Source organism: Barnesiella intestinihominis YIT 11860 (assembly GCF_000296465.1).
GTDB classification, from domain to species: domain Bacteria; phylum Bacteroidota; class Bacteroidia; order Bacteroidales; family Barnesiellaceae; genus Barnesiella; species Barnesiella intestinihominis.
In genome coordinates, this window is record NZ_JH815205.1 from 636769 (window position 1) to 654100 (window position 17332).

General features: G+C 43.8%; 18 protein-coding genes. 8 read left to right on the top strand and 10 right to left on the bottom strand.

The genetic code is table 11. The features are described 5' to 3' along the window. Positions 1 to 253: 253 nt before the first annotated feature. Complete coding sequence (locus HMPREF9448_RS14275; RefSeq protein WP_008862760.1) at positions 254 to 1072, top strand: DUF3822 family protein; 819 nt, start codon at positions 254 to 256, stop codon at positions 1070 to 1072. 89 nt (positions 1073 to 1161) lie between these two features. On the opposite strand, the gene HMPREF9448_RS11580 is transcribed toward HMPREF9448_RS14275, so the two are convergent. The 7 genes from HMPREF9448_RS11580 to HMPREF9448_RS11610 form a co-directional block, all read right to left on the bottom strand. Next, the gene (locus HMPREF9448_RS11580; protein ID WP_008862761.1) at positions 1162 to 2343 is read right to left on the bottom strand and encodes a TolC family protein; all 1182 of its coding nucleotides are present in this window, start codon (positions 2341 to 2343) and stop codon (positions 1162 to 1164) included. After that, positions 2340 to 5429: an efflux RND transporter permease subunit gene (locus tag HMPREF9448_RS11585; RefSeq protein ID WP_008862762.1), complete on the bottom strand. Its 3090-nt coding sequence runs from the start codon at positions 5427 to 5429 to the stop codon at positions 2340 to 2342. Before HMPREF9448_RS11585 ends, HMPREF9448_RS11580 begins: the two co-directional genes overlap by 4 nt. Before the next feature lie 12 nt (positions 5430 to 5441). Beyond that, the gene (locus tag HMPREF9448_RS11590) at positions 5442 to 6635 is read right to left on the bottom strand and encodes an efflux RND transporter periplasmic adaptor subunit (RefSeq protein WP_008862763.1); all 1194 of its coding nucleotides are present in this window, start codon (positions 6633 to 6635) and stop codon (positions 5442 to 5444) included. Between the two features lie 94 nt (positions 6636 to 6729). Further along, the gene (locus tag HMPREF9448_RS11595; RefSeq protein ID WP_008862764.1) at positions 6730 to 7134 is read right to left on the bottom strand and encodes a DUF6769 family protein; all 405 of its coding nucleotides are present in this window, start codon (positions 7132 to 7134) and stop codon (positions 6730 to 6732) included. A gap of 120 nt (positions 7135 to 7254) precedes the next feature. Continuing rightward, complete coding sequence (locus tag HMPREF9448_RS11600) at positions 7255 to 7695, bottom strand: RNA-binding S4 domain-containing protein (protein ID WP_008862765.1); 441 nt, start codon at positions 7693 to 7695, stop codon at positions 7255 to 7257. 5 nt (positions 7696 to 7700) lie between these two features. Beyond that, positions 7701 to 8264: an aminoacyl-tRNA hydrolase gene (pth, locus tag HMPREF9448_RS11605; RefSeq protein ID WP_008862766.1), complete on the bottom strand. Its 564-nt coding sequence runs from the start codon at positions 8262 to 8264 to the stop codon at positions 7701 to 7703. A 23-nt stretch (positions 8265 to 8287) separates the two neighbouring features. After that, complete coding sequence (locus tag HMPREF9448_RS11610; protein ID WP_008862767.1) at positions 8288 to 8938, bottom strand: 50S ribosomal protein L25/general stress protein Ctc; 651 nt, start codon at positions 8936 to 8938, stop codon at positions 8288 to 8290. A 311-nt stretch (positions 8939 to 9249) separates the two neighbouring features. Between HMPREF9448_RS11610 and galE the strand changes: the two genes are divergently transcribed. Continuing rightward, on the top strand, positions 9250 to 10284 hold the full coding sequence (gene galE, locus HMPREF9448_RS11615) for a UDP-glucose 4-epimerase GalE (RefSeq protein ID WP_008862768.1): 1035 nt from the start codon (positions 9250 to 9252) through the stop codon (positions 10282 to 10284). Between the two features lie 327 nt (positions 10285 to 10611). Here the strand turns inward: galE and HMPREF9448_RS11620 are convergent, their stop codons facing one another. The 3 genes from HMPREF9448_RS11620 to HMPREF9448_RS11630 are packed head-to-tail and all read right to left on the bottom strand — an operon-like array spanning position 10612 to position 12808. Beyond that, positions 10612 to 11124, bottom strand: coding sequence for an IbrB-like domain-containing protein (locus tag HMPREF9448_RS11620; protein WP_008862769.1), 513 nt, complete (start codon positions 11122 to 11124; stop codon positions 10612 to 10614). A gap of 3 nt (positions 11125 to 11127) precedes the next feature. Then, a complete protein-coding gene (locus HMPREF9448_RS11625; RefSeq protein ID WP_040296187.1) occupies positions 11128 to 12417 on the bottom strand; it encodes a DUF3440 domain-containing protein in 1290 nt (429 codons plus the stop codon). After that, positions 12389 to 12808, bottom strand: a complete 420-nt coding sequence (locus HMPREF9448_RS11630) for a hypothetical protein (RefSeq protein WP_008862771.1) — start codon at positions 12806 to 12808, stop codon at positions 12389 to 12391. The genes HMPREF9448_RS11625 and HMPREF9448_RS11630 overlap by 29 nt, the downstream gene beginning before the upstream one ends. A 440-nt stretch (positions 12809 to 13248) precedes the next feature. Between HMPREF9448_RS11630 and rbr the strand changes: the two genes are divergently transcribed. From rbr to HMPREF9448_RS11660, 6 genes are all read left to right on the top strand, one after another. Then, positions 13249 to 13824, top strand: coding sequence for a rubrerythrin (rbr, locus tag HMPREF9448_RS11635; protein WP_008862772.1), 576 nt, complete (start codon positions 13249 to 13251; stop codon positions 13822 to 13824). Positions 13825 to 13894: 70 nt separating this feature from the next. Continuing rightward, complete coding sequence (locus HMPREF9448_RS11640; protein ID WP_008862773.1) at positions 13895 to 14539, top strand: flavin reductase family protein; 645 nt, start codon at positions 13895 to 13897, stop codon at positions 14537 to 14539. A gap of 191 nt (positions 14540 to 14730) precedes the next feature. Next, positions 14731 to 15042 carry a DUF4491 family protein gene (locus HMPREF9448_RS11645; RefSeq protein ID WP_008862774.1) on the top strand — a complete coding sequence of 104 codons (312 nt, stop codon included), beginning with the start codon at positions 14731 to 14733 and terminating at the stop codon, positions 15040 to 15042. 148 nt (positions 15043 to 15190) lie between these two features. After that, on the top strand, positions 15191 to 15523 hold the full coding sequence (locus HMPREF9448_RS11650; protein ID WP_157260374.1) for a DUF6383 domain-containing protein: 333 nt from the start codon (positions 15191 to 15193) through the stop codon (positions 15521 to 15523). A gap of 88 nt (positions 15524 to 15611) precedes the next feature. Then, a complete protein-coding gene (locus tag HMPREF9448_RS11655; RefSeq protein WP_262483666.1) occupies positions 15612 to 16658 on the top strand; it encodes a branched-chain amino acid aminotransferase in 1047 nt (348 codons plus the stop codon). An 80-nt stretch (positions 16659 to 16738) separates the two neighbouring features. Then, complete coding sequence (locus HMPREF9448_RS11660; RefSeq protein WP_040296188.1) at positions 16739 to 17275, top strand: HD domain-containing protein; 537 nt, start codon at positions 16739 to 16741, stop codon at positions 17273 to 17275. Positions 17276 to 17332 lie beyond the last annotated feature (57 nt).

Consider the following 17332-nt stretch of genomic DNA (forward strand, 5'->3'; position numbering starts at 1 on the left):
TTCACTATATTTGTAGAATATCGGAGGCGGTTCGGCATAGTCAAGCCGAAAATGTAATTTTCGCTTGCCTCTGCGCTCTCCTTTCACTATATTTGCAACAAATACGAAGGCAGACAACGGTTATTTCCAACCACCCGACCCTTTGCACTACGTGCCGCCTCTCCTATATTTTGCCTTGCAAAACACAGGGGAAGAGGCTAAACCCGGAGATACCTTGCTCTGTTTGCACAAAGACAGTTAAAACAAATTGACGATGGAACCGATAGAGGCACTGAACCGACCGATAAAAGAGAGTCACAAATACATCTTGGCGATGTATGCCGACGGTTCGTATCTGTATATTTTATTACAACACACGGAGAATCGTGACGAAATCGTAACGGAACGTTTATCGCTGACCTCAGAAAAGGGAGTTCTTTCTATCGAAGAGGCGGTTTTCTCCCAACCCATATTGACCCGTCCGTTCGAGAAAGTCTTTTTCATAGCCGACTCTCCTCGGTTTATCTTTATCCCCGACGCATTCGCTTCGACGGAGGACAATCCTCTCTATTTCGATTTTTGTTTTCCAGACAGCGAGGGAACTTTGATTTCGACCGACCTACCTCAAACGGGAGCGAAAATACTTTTCGACCTGAACACAGAGCTGTCGTCTTTCGTGAAGCGCACGTTAGACCGCCCCGCACTGCTACACAGGCTGGCTCCGGCGTGCGAATACTTTTTCAGGAAAAGCCGCTTGGGATATACATCTAAAATGTATGTTCACTGGGAAACCGACCATATCGATTTGTTTTGTTTCAACCAACAGGGCTTCCTGCTATCCAACAGCTTTCGCATACGCCATATCAACGACGGTATATATTATCTATTAAACGCTTGGAAACAATTGGGATTCCATGCCGGGGAAGACGAACTGTCCCTGTCCGGGGACCATGAGAATCTCCGACAAAATGTTATCCCGGCTCTTCGGAAACATCTGTCTTATATCACCTTGACGAAGTTCCCTTCCCACGCTCTCACCGGGAAAGAGAATCTGCCGTTACCTCTGCGCCTAATATCCGTCTACATGCGATAATCCGACACCGCCGTATCCCGTAAAACAAAAAATGCTTTCGGGATTCGGTCGAACCCCGAAAGCATCTCTAACCTAATCTCCCGAAAAGCCTATAATTCGAATTTATACATACGAGCCAATCGCAACTGATACTCATATTCCAAAGAGAGTTTATTCTCAAAAGCTTCATAAAGTTGCGTAGCATCTACCAAGTACTCCACCATCGAGATCTTGCCGGATGCCAAAGCCTTCTGTAACAATTCAAAATTATTCTGCCGAGTCAACAACTCATATCTCTCCCGATTATCTTTCAATGCAACCGCTTCGTTATAGGAAGACTGCAACGCCGCCAACGTCTGCAACTCCTTGTTATTAACGGTGAAAGAACCGGCCAGCGCTTGTGCTTTGGCTATCTTCACTTTCTTGCGATTGGCAAACAAAGGAATGGAAACACCCACGGATAATCCGTTGAAACGCTCGCCCAATTCGTAGGCATGACGATAGCCCAGCTCGAACTTCGGCAGCCAGCCTGCCCGGTTGAGAGAGACCTCCTTACCGGCAATCTGGTTTTCCTGCCGCAACATTTGTAATTCGGGATCGGATTGCAACGCCTGTTCTTTCAAGTCATCGAACGATGCCGGCAACTCCCTATCGGAATATTCCGTCAGAGCCGACTCCGCCAAGTTCAACGGCTCACCGCCATTCAACGCCTGCAACTGCGCCAGACAAGCGGCCAGCTCATTCCGGCGTTGTATATTGCTCGTCGTGATATTTAACTGCTCGATTTCGATTTTATTCACGTCCAGAATATTGGCATCGCCAGAGGTCAGCCGTTCACGATATAGTTTGACCAACTCGTCGGCGGCAGCTTGCCTCTCGTTTCCCAACCGAATACAACGATTCAAATAGATCACCTGCAAACACAGCTCCTTTGCCTGCAACAATATTTGTTGTCGCAAAACAGCCTGCTGCCCATCGTACAAAGTACGTTTCAAATTCCCTATTTTATTCCGCTGAACATATAGCGAAGGAAAATCGAACGACTGGGAAACCGAAATATCGTACTTGCGGTCTTTGGCATTGTCGGCTCCCCATAAATGTTCGAACTCGAAGTTAGGGTCTTCCAATGTGTTCTGTGAAGATACTTCGGCTTTCTGACTCAAAACGATTTGAGCCCCGGCTTTCAATTCGGGATTGTTCGTTTCGATAGAAGCCAATATATCCGCCATATTATTTTGTGCTCCCATATTCGCAACAGCGAATACAAAAAGACATAAAAAGCTATTTCTCATCGATTTTCTTTTTTACGGTTCATAATCCAATAAACGACCGGAACGACAAAAGCATTGAGGAAAGTCGAAGTTATCAATCCTCCTAAAATGACTTTTGCCATAGGGCTTTGTATTTCATTCCCCGGCAAATCGCCACCCAAAGCCAAAGGAATGAGTGCAAGAGCCGATGTGAGTGCCGTCATCAATATGGGGTTCAACCGGTCGAGCGAACCTCTTAAAATGGTATCGTGCAACGAATTACCTTCGGACAGCATCGTATTATAGTGCGAAACCAACAACATACCGTTACGCGTGGCGATTCCGAAAAGAGAAATAAATCCGATAATAGCCGGTATGCTTATCTCTCCGGTCGTAAAGCGCAAGATAAACACGCCTCCGATAAGTGCCAACGGAAGATTCAGCAAGATGACCGCCGACTGCGATACGCTTCGGAACTGATTGTATAACAACAAGAATACAACCAGCAAAGAAAAAAGCGAAACGAACGAAAGCGTACGAGAAGCTGCCGCCTCGCTTTCAAACTGTCCTCCATACTCGATGAAATAACCTTCGGGGAGCACCACGGTTTCTTTGATACGTTCCCTTATATCGTCCACTACACTACGCAAATCGCGGTCGCTGACATTGGCCGATATGACAATCTTACGTTTCACATTCTCCCTATTAATCGTATTGGGTCCTGTGGCGGACTTGATTTCCGCCAGATAACTCAATGGAACTTTCCCGTCCTGGGTATCGACCATCAAATCTCCTATCTTGGCCGCCGAAGAACGTTCATCGTCTTTTACTTTTACCGTCAAATCGAATGTGCGGCTTCCTTCGTACACCTGCGACACAACCTCGCCAGCCAATGCGACATCGATAAATTCGGCAAACTCGGACAGCGATACGCCATAACGAGCAAGCATTTCCCTACGCGGAGTGATTTTCAATTGCGGGCGTTCGATTTGTTGCTCCACATTCAAGTCGACCACTCCATCGATTGCCGAAATATTCTTCTTAATCTGATTGCCCAACATAAACATGCGATTCAAATCATCGCCGAAAAGTTTAATGGCAATACGTGCCTGAGTACCGGAAAGCATAGCGTCGATACGGTGAGAAATGGGTTGTCCAATCTCGATATTCACCCCCGGAATCACCGACAGTTTTTTGCGTACATCGGCAACGACCTCGGCATGCGAACGGTCTCCCAATACAAAGGGGGCTTCTATCTCGGAGGTATTCACGCCCAAAGCATGTTCATCGAGTTCGGCACGCCCCGTCTTCCGGGCAACAGTCTGTATCTCGGGAACTTCAAGTAGAAGTTCTTCTGCCCGACGACCGATATTGTCCGATTCCTCCAACGAGATACCGGGCAAAGTGCTCACGTTGATTGTAAACGAACCTTCATTAAAAGGAGGCAAGAAACTACGTCCCAACGTGAAAAAGGTAATCATGGCAGCCACAAACAGGGCGATAGTTCCGCCCAACACACCGGTACGGTGACGCAGCGCCCACTCCAAAGCTTGCCCATAATATTTTTTCAAAGTACGGGCGACAAACGGCTCACGACTAATATCCTTATCGGTCTTTCCTTTGCCTAGCAGATAGCTGCACAGTACCGGCGTCAACGTCAATGCAACGACTGTCGATGCAAACAACGCGACGATAAAAGCGATACCGAGAGGCACGAGCATGCGGCCTTCCATACCGGTCAGGAAAAAGAGCGGAATAAAAGTGACGATAATAATCAATGTAGAATTGAGAATAGGCATACGCACCTCGCGCGAGGCCTCGAACACGACTTCGACAATCGGCTTTCGTTGTCCCAGTGGCAACAGTCGATTTTCCCGCAGATGTTTATATACATTCTCCACATCGACAATGGCATCATCGACCAAAGATCCTATGGCTATGGCCATACCCCCGAGGCTCATCGTATTGATGGTCAACCCCATAAAATGGAGCGCCAATATAGAGAACAGTAAAGACAACGGCAAAGCGACCAACGAAATGAGCGTCGTACGCACATTCATCAAGAAGAAAAACAGAACGATCACTACGAATATAGCCCCTTCGTATAAGGACTTTTGTACATTGTTTATGGAACTCTCGATAAAATGAGACTGACGGAATATATCGGTCGAAACCGTGACATCGGCCGGCATATTTTTCTGTAACTCGTCCATCGAAGAAAGCAGTTTTTCCGTGAGGTCGAGAGTACTCGTATTGGGCTGCTTGGTAACTGTCAGCAAAACGGCAGGATTGGCCCGAACCGAAGCCGTACCCAATTTAGGGGCTTTGTCTCCTATCTTCACCTCGGCAACGTCGCCCATCAACACAGGAACGCCATCGACCCGTTTTACCACGGCTTTGGCAATCGCATCGACGTCGGTCGTAGCGACAGCTCCCCGTACAATGTATTCATTGCCATATTCATACAAAATACCTCCGTTGGCATTCCGGTTCATCTCACGAGCAGCATTGAGAACTTCGTCCAATGTGACACCGTACTGTTTCATACGGGGCAAGTCCAAAAGAATCTGGTATTCCTTCATCTCGCCGCCGATAACCGTAACCTGAGCCACACCGCCGATAGAAAGCAAGCGGGGACGGATAGTCCAATCGGCCAACGTGCGCAAATCTCTCAAAGATGTAGAATCGGACGTCAGACCGATAATCATCATCTCGCCAAGAATAGAGGATTGAGGGCCTAATGTGGGAGTTCCCACTCCCTCGGGCAAACTTTCACCCACAACAGCCAATTTCTCGGAAGTAATCTGCCGTGCCCGATAAATATCGGTTCCCCAATCGAATTCCACCCAAACCACCGAAAACCCGGTCGTCGAGGAGGAACGTACCCTACGCACATCGGTCGCTCCGTTCAATGCGGTTTCTACGGGGAAGGTCACCAACCGTTCCACCTCCTCGGGCGCCATACCCGGAGCCTCGGTCATGACGACTACCGTAGGAGCATTCAAATCGGGAAAGACATCGACGTCCATTTTCATAGATGTGTACAATCCCGCAAAAAGTAACAATACAGATGCCACTAAAATCAGCAGCCGATTGTTCAAAGAATATCGGATAATTTTATTCAACATGGCTGTAATGTATTAGTGGTTGTGCGAATGGCCTTCGGGAATCACTCCGCTATTGGCGGCGAGTTTTACCTGATAGACACCCCGTGTAACGACTTGGTCGCCTTCGTGCAAACCGGACAATATTCTCACATTCTCGCCATCGGAATTTCCGACTGTAACTTCTTGCTTTTTATACCCTTCTTCGTCCAAACGCAAATAGACGAAATAGAGCCCTTGTTCCTCGGTTAGTGCCGAAACAGGAACCACGATCGCATTATCGATCGATGTCGTCAACAAAAAGACTTCTATGTAGGCTCCGGGAACTATCTCGCCCTTATTGTCCAATTCGAAAACCACGGGGATATAAGCACCTCCCGCCAAAGTTCCCTTTCCGTAACTCAACAATCGCCCGTTCAACCGAGAAAGCTCATACACCCGGTCGTCATAAGGTGTCTTGAAATTGGCCGAAACAACCGCTGGCAATTCCTTATAATAACGTTGAGGAACTTCGGCCCGCAATTGTAAACGTTTATTTTGCGAAAGGGTCATCAGCGGTTGTCCCATCTCTACAAAATCACCGTCTTTCACCATGATATTTTTCAAATAACCTCCCATAGGGGCTTTCACGGCACTGCCCGACTTTCCTCCGCCAATGGCTTCATAAGCCAATTTCGCCGTCTCATAGTCTTTATATATCTGTTCGTATTCCTGTCGGGAAATGATCTGATCCTTTACCAACTCCTGAGCACGCTCATAGGTCTTGCGAGCAGTTTCGTAATCGATATAAGCCCGTTTAGCCGGATCTCCGGTAGCCATCTTCTCGGCAGAAACATTCAACAACACACTGCCTTTGGCAACCGAACTACCGTCGGTAATATGTTTACCGGCCAATGAAACCACACCGGCAACCGGCGAAACAACGGTTACTTCATCTCCCTGCGCAGCCAACAAAGTTCCCGAGCAAGAAATAACGCCATGAAATTTTTCGGGACGGATAGTCTTGGTCGTTAAACCTATGGCTTCGGCCTCGGCTTTTTTCAAAATTATCTCGTCGCTATGTTCTTCGGCTTCATGGTCATGACCTTCGTGTTCGTCGTGATTATGATCATGAGCTTCTATATGATCGCTATGTTGATGCTCATGTTCATCACTGTGAGAAGAAGACGAACCCGAACACCCCCAGAATATATAAGTGAAAAGAATTGAGAATATAATATTTCGTTTCATAGGTATAATTAATTATGGAATAAATAATAGTTATCAGTTCGAATACAAAAATACCGAACGAATTCTCTCTTATGGAATTAAGAGATATTTATACCTATGCGACGGGAGGAGCCCGCAGCCCCAACGTTTTAAGAAAAGTAAATGTATGCAGCCGCTCGATGTAAATACCGAAACAGGGAGATACTTCCAAACTGTCGATAACGAAATCGGACAACATAGCCCACGTCCCCAACAAAATTTTTACCGGGGCAAACTTTAATGTAAGGTATTGATTTAAAGAAACTATATCGACCGGAGCCTTATATGCAAACCAACTACAACCGCTGCAATCGCCAGCCTTTTCGGGGACATCGGACGAATGGGTATCTCCCGACTCTGCGGCATCGATTACCCAGCAGATCATACCATTCTCATGATGGTGATGAGGAATCACCGTCGAAAAAACAGCCAGACAACCGGCCAAACAAACGAATAGTATTTTCAGTTTTTTCGCCCACATAAGACTTAATCTTGCAGACAAAGGTAAGGGAGATTATTTCAGAGGAGTTATACGATCCTTTCTTTTTTAGAAAATTTAAATATTCGACTTTACCCAATGGGAAATACATTCCGCTATCCCCTATTCGTCCAAGTCGTCATCTTCGAAATCGAAATCAAAATCGAATCCATCATCGGCATACTCCGATTCGAGGAATTGCTTCATTTGACGACCGTCTCTTTTCGTCGGTCGTCCCAATCCTTTTTGGCGATTGACAAAACCTCCTATACGCACCATTTCGAGCAATTCGTATTGTTCCGGCGGAGTGATATTCTCCAAATACCCGGGAACTAATTTTGCCCCCATACGATTTTCGGAGAGAGCCAAAACTCGAAAAGAATATGCTACAGGCGGTTTTCTCACCTGTATGACATCGCCAACTTTGATCATTCTGGAAGGCTTCACCGCAACTCCGTCGAGCATTACCCTTCCCTTTTTACAGGCTTCGGTCGCTATGGTACGAGTTTTAAAAATGCGGGTAGCCCACATGAATTTATCAATTCTTACCTCGTCTTTCGCCATATCTGCTATTTATTGTTATATTGATTCATAGTTTGCTGCACGCCGGCTAAACAAAAACTCTTGATAATCTCGCCGGCTCGTTCCAACTTTTCGGGGAGTTGCTTCTCCTCTTCCGGAGGAAAAGATCCCAAAACGAACTCTATTTGTCCCCCTCGCGGAAAATCATTCCCTATACCGAATCGAAGACGGGCATAGCATTGTGTACCCAATATTTCGCAAATATGTTTCAATCCATTATGACCGGCATCGCTGCCTTTGGGTTTCAATCTCAATGTACCAAACGGCAAAGCCAAATCGTCTACGACGACAAGCATATTCTCTACCGGTATATTTTCTTTTTGCAACCAGTACCGAACCGCATTTCCGCTCAAATTCATATAGGTCGAAGGTTTCAACAAAACCAACACACGTCCTTTTAACCGAAGTTCACATGTAGCACCGTAACGTCCATCGGTAAAAACGAGATTGGACGCCTTAGCTAAGGCGTCCAATACTCTGAATCCTATGTTATGTCGGGTATTCTCGTATTCATAACCGATATTCCCCAACCCTACAATCAGATATTTCATCAATAAAACAGGTTTATCGATCGTTATTTAGCGGCAGCTTGCGCACCACGAGCGGCACGAGTCAAGTTAACCGCACAAACTACGGCATTCTTGGCGTTCATCAATTCCAAACCTTCGAAATGGAGTTCTCCCACTTGCAAGGTTTTACCCAATCCCAAATTGTCGATATTGATTACCAAACGTTCGGGGATATTGGAATAGATGGCTTTTACTTTCAGTTTTCTCATCGACAAACTCAATTTACCACCGGCACGTACACCTTCGGAGTGTCCTTCGAGTTGAACCGGAACTTCCATAACAACGGGTTTCTTATCGGATACTTCCAAGAAATCCATGTGCAGAATAGCATCGGTTACAGGGTGGAATTGCAAATCTTTCAATACCGCCATCTTTTTTTCACCATCGATAGTCAACTCGACTGCAAAAATATCGGGAGTATAAACCAATTTACGAACGGCATCCTTAGTCACAGTGAAATCGGTAACGATAATACCTTTTTTACCACCGGGAAGTTCTACCAACTTTTCACAGGGTTTGAGCGCTCCTTGATAAGGCAATTCTACCAACTCGCCACCATTCAGCACTGCGGGAATCAATCCTTGCTTACGCAAACCTTTTACTGCTTTCTTGCCCAAATCGGTACGGGCCGTACCATTCAATTGAAATGTTTTCATCGTTGTGTTGTTTTGTGTTACTCAAAATTAAGCTTTCACTGCTCCTTAATTTCCCATCACACGGAATTTTCAAAAAGCGGGGCAAAGTTAACATTTTATTTTCTTACCTACAAGCCTTTACGAAATTATTCCTCTCGAAACAAAAAATCGGGGAAGCGTTTTTTCTCCGCTCTCCTTTCGCTATCTTTGTCACTATGAAGATAGGTGCGGTTCGGCATAGCCAAATCGGAAATAGAATTTCCGTTTGTCTTTACACTCACCTTTTTGTATCTTTGCAATTCATAATAAAGAATTTAAACACACCAACCACCATGAAAGGAAAAATCTTGGTTACCGGAGGAACGGGATACATCGGGTCTCATTCCACAGTAGAACTGCAAAATGCAGGTTACGAAGTTGTCATCATCGACAATCTATCCAACTCTAACATCGAAGTACTCGACGGAATCGAACGTATCACAGGCAAACGTCCTACGTTCGTTCAAGCCGACTGTACCGATATGGAGGCTTTGCGTCAGCTTTTTAAAGAGAATCCCGGAATAAAAGGGATCATACATTTCGCGGCGAGCAAAGCAGTGGGCGAATCGGTTCAAAAACCTTTGCTCTATTACCGCAACAATCTAATGTCTCTTGTTAATTTATTAACTTTAATGCCGGAATATGGCGTAGAAGGAATCGTATTTTCATCGTCTTGTACCGTTTACGGACAACCAGACGTTTTACCGGTAGACGAATCGGCTCCTATCAAACCCGCCTTATCGCCCTACGGCAATACCAAACAGATTTGCGAAGAAATTATTAAAGATACCATTCATGCCAGCGCTCCTTTCAAATCGATCATTCTCCGTTATTTCAACCCGATAGGGGCACACCCAACCGCCGAAATAGGAGAACTGCCCAACGGCGTTCCCCAAAACCTTATCCCATACTTGACCCAAACCGCCATCGGTATTCGCAAAGAATTGAGCGTATTCGGCGACGATTATCATACTCCCGACGGTTCTTGCATTCGCGATTACATCAACGTCGTAGATCTTGCAAAAGCTCATGTGACAGCCATGAATCGTATGCTTGAAAATAAATCGCCCGAAGCTATCGAGATATTCAACCTCGGTACGGGGCGAGGGGTTTCCGTGCTCGAACTAATTTCTGCATTTGAAAAAGCTACGGGGGTAAAAGTTCCTCACAAAATAGTAGGACGTCGAGAAGGCGATATAGAACAAGTGTGGGCTAACCCTGAAAGAGCGAATAAAGTTCTAGGCTGGACAGCACAAGAAAGCATCGAAGACACGCTTGCTTCTGCTTGGAAATGGCAATTGAAATTACGCGAAAGAGGTATTATGTAATGTATAATCATCTATCTTTCTAAAAAACAGAGCCTTTAATAAAGGCTCTGTTTTTTTGTTTCTATCAAAATTATCAGAAAAAAATATCCACCTGTTTTATTGCATTATATTGTTCCCCTATCTTTGTGAATACGAAGACAGGCTGCGGTTCGGCATAGTCAAATCGGAAATGGAATTTCCGTTTGCCTCTGCACTCACCTTTCGCTATCTTTGCCTTAAACAGAAATAAGAAAATATGCCGGAGGTATGTAGATTCTTTGGAATTATAATCAGTTTATAAATGCATCAACGACCCAAAATCCAGTATAACAACAATAAATAATTATTTTATATCTCTTTCGTCAAGCTAAACTCCTTATCGGCAAATAATTCGGCTAACCCGGATATTTGTTTAAACCGTAATAATTCGTCCTTATCCATACCAATATTCCGCATAATCCAGCTATCGGACATACCGGCTTTCGTCAACTCCGAAACAATTTCGCACATCAATTCGATACAATGCGTACCTCTCGCCCTATTATGCCGTATGGTAGAAGCCATTCTGTTCGAAAGGTCTTTATCTATCACCACCACCGGCAACAAACCCTTTTCCCTGTCATATATACGCTTGGAGGTTTTCATAACTTTATAGCGATGAAACCCGTCAACCAGTTCATACTGGTCTTTCTCCGGAATATAATAACACACACAGGGCATCGTATATCCGTCCTCCCAAATAGAAAGTTCGAGTAATTTCATCTCGGGCGGAGCAACAATATTCGGATTATACGTATTGGCGACCACTTTTTCCACGGGAACAGCAATCACATTGTAAACCGGACTTTTATACTTTTCCATTTTTCAAATCAATGCTTTATATTTTTCCATCACTCGTTCTTTTTGTTCTTTCTCGGCCTTATTCAAAGAAAAGCCCATGTATTTGCATGTATGATCGTTTTTAAGAATACATATACACATGCGTTTAAATGTGGGGAGTTCTTTAAATTCGGGGATATCAATATCGTCTAAATATTCCATTCGTACAGGTTTTTTCTCGGTCCTGTAATTGGAATGGTCACCTACGGTAATAGGAATTCCCATCTTTTCCAGCTTTCGAATGGTTTCATCTGCCAGACACCCCCCTTTATCCCGCCAGAAGTTCATACTCACCGACAATTTTCGCTGGTAATTTTTACGAGTGTTTTCCGGAAGCGTTTTCAACAAAAAATCCAAATATCCTTCCCATGTCATATTGGGTGGAAGTTTGATAGAATGCCAGCCCATCATAGATGTATTCCCATACAATCCGGCAAAATTCACCCCATTGACCCGACTTACCATTTTCCCCCACATATCCGGGTCTATCGCACGATACAAACGGAGGCTCGATATGGCCTGCGATATAAACGGGCTGGCCACCCTTTGCTTATCCAACGGGACCCCAGCTCGATAGTAGAGATCGTACAGCTTGTTATAATCCCAATGATACCGGCCGTTAGCGACCCACACGTCGGTCGTCAGCCAATCGTGTATGGGATAGGCATTGCAAATGCCATATTTCATCTCACGAATCCACTTCAAACCTTTATACTTCCTGTAATTCTTATCGCTATGAATCGTGCGCCAACGATTGAAACTTTCTTGTGTGCGAATGCCGATGAGACAACAAGTCCTGCGAGCCGCATTCCGCTTGTGCAACCATTCGGCGAACTTAATCTGAAACTCATAGTCCCATAAATCATCTGTATAAAAATCGAAATCTTCTTTCGTATAACAGTTTTCTGGTTTTTCTCTTACCCATAACGGGCGCATAGAGTCCTCCCACGGGCGCCAATAGTTTTGATACATCGAAGCACACGTCGTAACCTTGAACGGGACGCAAATCCTATATACATCTAATATATCGGAATTAGATGCCAATACTCTGTCTACATAACGCGTCGTCTCCTCATATTGGACTTCATAGTCGATATGAAATACCCCCAATCTACGATTCAATTTATTCTGACGAATATAATCGATACATAAATTAAGAAGCACACCGCTATCTTTTCCTCCCGAAAAAGAAACATACACATTATCAAAATCGGAAAATATCCGATTCAATCGCTCCAAAACGACTTCATACACACTGCTTCTCAGATTCTCCATTTGCCTCATACACCATTTTTACATACAATTTCCACGTTTTCAATTCAGAAAATCCACACGCCCGAAAGGCATCAACATGCCGAACATGAGAAATCGCATAAAGAGTGCAGTCTTGGGCAAACTCTTCTTTCGCTTTTTCGATAAGAGAAGTCAACAATTCGGAAGAATCTCCCGCCAAATAGTAATTATCGATACAAGCTCCCGCAGTTTTTCTTTCAACAGGCATAAAACCTTTTACCTCGCCTCGTTCCAAAGCGATGAACCAAAGGTGTTTACGAGAGGTTTTAAACGGATAATTATTGTTCTGACGAATAATGGGAACACTCATAACTAACGGCGCAACAAGGGCATATAGCCGCGCATCTGTCCCCGGCAATTTTTCTACTATCATGGTGGAGCATTTTTGTGATTCATTCGAAACATAACATCGGTATGTTCCAAATGCCTCTATCTTATTTTAGTCACAAAAATAAAAAAAGAATGAATATATACAGCAACAAAAATGTCACAATTTCACTATAACAATAATATATAAAATACGATTTATCGTTATTCTATGGGCAAACCGTACATTTAAAATGTTTTAGAACATATCCATTTATATTTTTTACAACACCTAAAAACCTGTCGCGAACAAATTTTTTCACTTAAAAATCATACCTATCTTATTCCCTTTGTAATCTTTGTTTATTCACAAAAAAATTTTATCTTTACCCATAATTATAAAACTTTCTTAAATAATCGTTTTTTGAATTAGAAATATTTCAATTTTAGAATTATTCTAATTATATTTGTACCAGAATTAAAAACACATCAAAAACAAAGAATGCTATGAGTAGTATTAAAGGAACAAAAACAGAACAGAACTTATTGAAAGCTTTCGCCGGAGAATCGCAAGCTCGTACTCGTTACACTTTTTTTGCCAGCGTAGCAAAAAAAGAAGGTTATGAACAAATCAGCGCCATTTTCATGGAAACAGCCGAACAGGAAAAAGAACATGCCAAAAAGTTCTTTAAATTTCTCGAAGGTGGTATGGTCGAAATCACAGCCTCCTACCCTGCCGGCGTAATCGGAACAACCGCTGAAAACCTGAAAGCGGCAGCAGAAGGTGAAAACGAAGAGTGGGTAGATCTTTATCCCGAATTTGCCAAAATCGCCGACGAAGAAGGATTCCCCGCTATCGCACACACATTCCGTAACGTCTCCAAAGTAGAAGAAGAACACGAGAAACGCTATCGCAAACTGTTATCAAACATCGAAAACGGAACCGTGTTCTCCGACAGCGAAGAAATCGAATGGCAATGCCGCAACTGCGGATATGTGTTCCGTGGCAAAAAAGCGCCCGAAGTATGTCCCGCATGCGCTCACCCGCAAGCTTTCTTCGAACGCAAGAAAAATAACTATTAAAATTCAGTTTTAAAAATCTCAAAACAACCCATCGGTCTGCCCTTATCGGGTAGACCGATATTCTTTAATTATGGATATTACAGCATTACGAAACCTCACCTACGGGCTATATGTCGTAGGCACTAATGACAACGGCCGCCCTACGGGGTGTATCATAAATACTTGTTTTCAAGTAACCAGTGAAAATCCCATTGTCGCTATTTCCATGAACAAAAACAATTATACCCACGATATAATCGTACGACATGGGAAATTCAGCTTAGCTATTCTCGCAGAAGAAAGCGACACATCTTTAATCACTACTTTCGGGTTTCAATGCGGCCGAGACCGAAACAAATACACAAATTACGATTATGAGTGGCAAAACGATGTCCCCATCTTATCAGGGATATTTTCGGGACATATTATCTGCGAGGTATTGCACATTGCCGACAACGAAACTCACGACGTAATTTTTGCCCGCGTCCTCAATACCATTCCCGACAATGGTACTCCTATGACTTACGCCTACTATCACCATGTAATTAAAGGAAAAGCTCCCCAAAACGCACCGACCTACATCAAGGAGGAAAATGTTTCCCCAGAAGATCCGAAACCAAACTCTGGGAAAAAGTACATTTGCGAAGTATGCGGATACATTCACGAAGGAGAATTGCCAGACGATTTCAAATGTCCGGTCTGTCAAGCACCGAGGAGTTGTTTCAAAGAAATTTGATTTACTATGAACCAAATTCCCGATCGAAAGTTCTATTTTCAATCGGGAATTTTTACTGTTTCAAAAGATAGGAACCACCGAGAACCCAATCTAATTCACCAAACTTGCTTTGGCTTATAGTTTACACTATCTTTGCATAAAATGCAAAACAGACGATATTATCTTTTATTAGAACTTTTAATCTTTACACAATGGATTTTATAATCGACAATCATCTGCAAGGCCTCGTTATTGGAATCTGCACATTTCTAATCATCGGAATGTTCCACCCCATAGTTGTCAAAGCCGAATACTATTGGAGTACTCGTTGTTGGTGGTTATTTTTATTTTTGGGGATAGCAGGCGTGATATCGTCTCTATGCATTGAAAATGTAGTTATATCGTCCTTGTTGGGTGTTTTTGCCTTTTCTTCTTTTTGGTCGATTAAAGAAATCTTCGAACAAGAAAAACGCGTGCAAAAGGGCTGGTTTCCCAAAAATCCTAAGCGGACTTACAAATTTTAAAGAGCATACCCATCATATTTAACGCCTTATCCTATACAATACTACAAAAAAGAGCTATCTTTGCAAGAGATATAAATAGATGCCATACCGGCATAATCGAGTGAAACATATCGATTTGCAAGACATTCTATTTTTAGATAGTGTTGTTATGAAGTATCTTTACGCAGTCTTTTTCGCGTTAGTATTCAGTGGCTTCGTCCTTCCAACGGCCGTAGCTCAAACAACTATGGAGAAAGAGATCTGGAAGATCGACGACAACCGTCAAAATGAACCCGTCCAAGAAGCTCCCATAGAGGTTTCGAGCAAGGACGGAAGTATTTATATTCGTACCCCACGCAAAGTACAAGTAGTAGTCTACACGATATTAGGACAGATCGTAACCGACCGGACCATCAATCCCGGCCTCTCTGAATTAAAAATAGGTGTCCGAGGTATTTATTTAGTTAAAATAGAGGGACAAACACAAAAGATTGCTCTTTAATATATCCTTTTTACTTCAAATCGATATTACAAAAATAAAACCTTAAACATTGTTTCAATATTTCATGAAATAGTTTAACTTTGTCCCTATAAAGTTAAACTTAAAAACCGAAACAATGGAAAGTATCGATTGGTCAAACCTGTCATTCGGCTATATGCCTACCGATTATAATGTACGGTGTATTTACAAAGACGGGAAATGGGGCGACATTACAGTTACCAGCTCACAAACATTCGAAATACACATGGCAGCCACTTGCCTTCATTACGGACAAGAGGCATTCGAAGGAATGAAAGCCTTTCGGGGTAAAGACGGAAAAATCCGCATTTTCCGTATGGACGAGAATGCAGCTCGCTTGCAGAGTTCCTGCCGGGGAATCATGATGCCCGAACTGCCCACAGAGAAGTTTAACGAAGCCATACTAACCGTAGTCAAGAAGAACGAAAGGTTCGTACCTCCCTACGAAAGCGGAGCTTCACTCTATATACGCCCATTACTAATAGGGACATCGGCACAGGTAGGAGTCAAACCGGCCAAAGAATATTTGTTCATCGTCTTCGTATCTCCGGTAGGTCCTTATTTCAAAGAGGGTTTCAAACCTACCCCTATGGCGATACTCCGTCAATACGACCGCGCCGCTCCACTCGGAACAGGACGCTACAAAGTAGGAGGGAATTACGCAGCCAGTTTAGTGGCTGGCGAAAAAGCCCATGAACTGGGATATTCCGCCGTACTCTATCTGGACGCCAAAGAGAAAAAATATATCGACGAATGCGGCCCGGCCAACTTCTTCGGCATTCGGGGAAACAGCTATATCACCCCGAAATCGACGTCCATTCTCCCTTCAATCACCAACAAAAGCCTCATGCAACTTGCCGAGGACATGGGCATGACGGTAGAAGTACGACAAATACCGGAAGATGAAATCGGGACATTCGACGAAGCGGGAGCCTGTGGAACAGCTGCTGTCATCAGTCCTATCGCCCGTATAGACGACCTCGATGAAAACAAATCGTATATTTTCTCCAAAGACGGTAAACCCGGTCCTATTTGCGAAAAGCTATACAATAAGTTACGCGCTATACAATATGGCGACGAACCCGATACTCACAAATGGATTACTATCGTAGAATAACTACAAGATTATACAACGGCAGCCCGGAGAGACACTCTTTCGGGCTGTCGCTTTTATAACACATTTTTTCAGTGACAACCATGAATATCCAACAAATCTTCGAAAAATACTATCAACCCGGAACGCCTCTTTATAACAGCGTATGGTCCCATAGCAAACTGGTTGCCGAAAAAGCCCTGAAACTAGCCCAAGTCCACCCAGAATTAAATATCGATTCGGACTTTGTTTACGAAGCCGCCATGCTTCACGACATCGGCGTATACCTCACCCATGCTCCTTCGATTTACTGTACAGGAGAAGAGCCCTATATCCGTCACGGCATTATAGGAGCCGAACTTCTTCGAAATGAAGGATATCCCAAACACGCTCTCGTTTGTGAACGACACACAGGAACCGGACTGACGGTCGATGACATCATCTCCCAAAACCTCCCGCTTCCACACCGTGACATGTGCCCTATAAGTCTCGAAGAAAAACTCGTTTGCTTCGCCGACAAGTTTTATTCGAAATCTACTCCCGACCAAGAAAAACCGTTCGATAAAGTTCGTAAAAGCGTTGCTAAATATGGCGATGCGTCTCTACACCGTTTCGACGAAATGGCCACTCTGTTTTTATAGAAACCTATACAATCAATAAAAAGAAGATACTCTGAACATTGAATAAAATATATTAAA

Bases quoted from the DNA above. Each gene is read 5' to 3' on its own strand.
- HMPREF9448_RS14275 (WP_008862760.1), top strand. From the start codon at position 254: ATGGAACCGATAGAGGCACTGAACCGACCGATAAAAGAGAGTCACAAA.
- HMPREF9448_RS11580 (WP_008862761.1), bottom strand. From the start codon at position 2,343: ATGAGAAATAGCTTTTTATGTCTTTTTGTATTCGCTGTTGCGAATATG.
- HMPREF9448_RS11585 (WP_008862762.1), bottom strand. From the start codon at position 5,429: ATGTTGAATAAAATTATCCGATATTCTTTGAACAATCGGCTGCTGATT.
- HMPREF9448_RS11590 (WP_008862763.1), bottom strand. From the start codon at position 6,635: ATGAAACGAAATATTATATTCTCAATTCTTTTCACTTATATATTCTGG.
- HMPREF9448_RS11595 (WP_008862764.1), bottom strand. From the start codon at position 7,134: ATGTGGGCGAAAAAACTGAAAATACTATTCGTTTGTTTGGCCGGTTGT.
- HMPREF9448_RS11600 (WP_008862765.1), bottom strand. From the start codon at position 7,695: ATGGCGAAAGACGAGGTAAGAATTGATAAATTCATGTGGGCTACCCGC.
- pth (WP_008862766.1), bottom strand. From the start codon at position 8,264: ATGAAATATCTGATTGTAGGGTTGGGGAATATCGGTTATGAATACGAG.
- HMPREF9448_RS11610 (WP_008862767.1), bottom strand. From the start codon at position 8,938: ATGAAAACATTTCAATTGAATGGTACGGCCCGTACCGATTTGGGCAAG.
- galE (WP_008862768.1), top strand. From the start codon at position 9,250: ATGAAAGGAAAAATCTTGGTTACCGGAGGAACGGGATACATCGGGTCT.
- HMPREF9448_RS11620 (WP_008862769.1), bottom strand. From the start codon at position 11,124: ATGGAAAAGTATAAAAGTCCGGTTTACAATGTGATTGCTGTTCCCGTG.
- HMPREF9448_RS11625 (WP_040296187.1), bottom strand. From the start codon at position 12,417: ATGGAGAATCTGAGAAGCAGTGTGTATGAAGTCGTTTTGGAGCGATTG.
- HMPREF9448_RS11630 (WP_008862771.1), bottom strand. From the start codon at position 12,808: ATGATAGTAGAAAAATTGCCGGGGACAGATGCGCGGCTATATGCCCTT.
- rbr (WP_008862772.1), top strand. From the start codon at position 13,249: ATGAGTAGTATTAAAGGAACAAAAACAGAACAGAACTTATTGAAAGCT.
- HMPREF9448_RS11640 (WP_008862773.1), top strand. From the start codon at position 13,895: ATGGATATTACAGCATTACGAAACCTCACCTACGGGCTATATGTCGTA.
- HMPREF9448_RS11645 (WP_008862774.1), top strand. From the start codon at position 14,731: ATGGATTTTATAATCGACAATCATCTGCAAGGCCTCGTTATTGGAATC.
- HMPREF9448_RS11650 (WP_157260374.1), top strand. From the start codon at position 15,191: ATGAAGTATCTTTACGCAGTCTTTTTCGCGTTAGTATTCAGTGGCTTC.
- HMPREF9448_RS11660 (WP_040296188.1), top strand. From the start codon at position 16,739: ATGAATATCCAACAAATCTTCGAAAAATACTATCAACCCGGAACGCCT.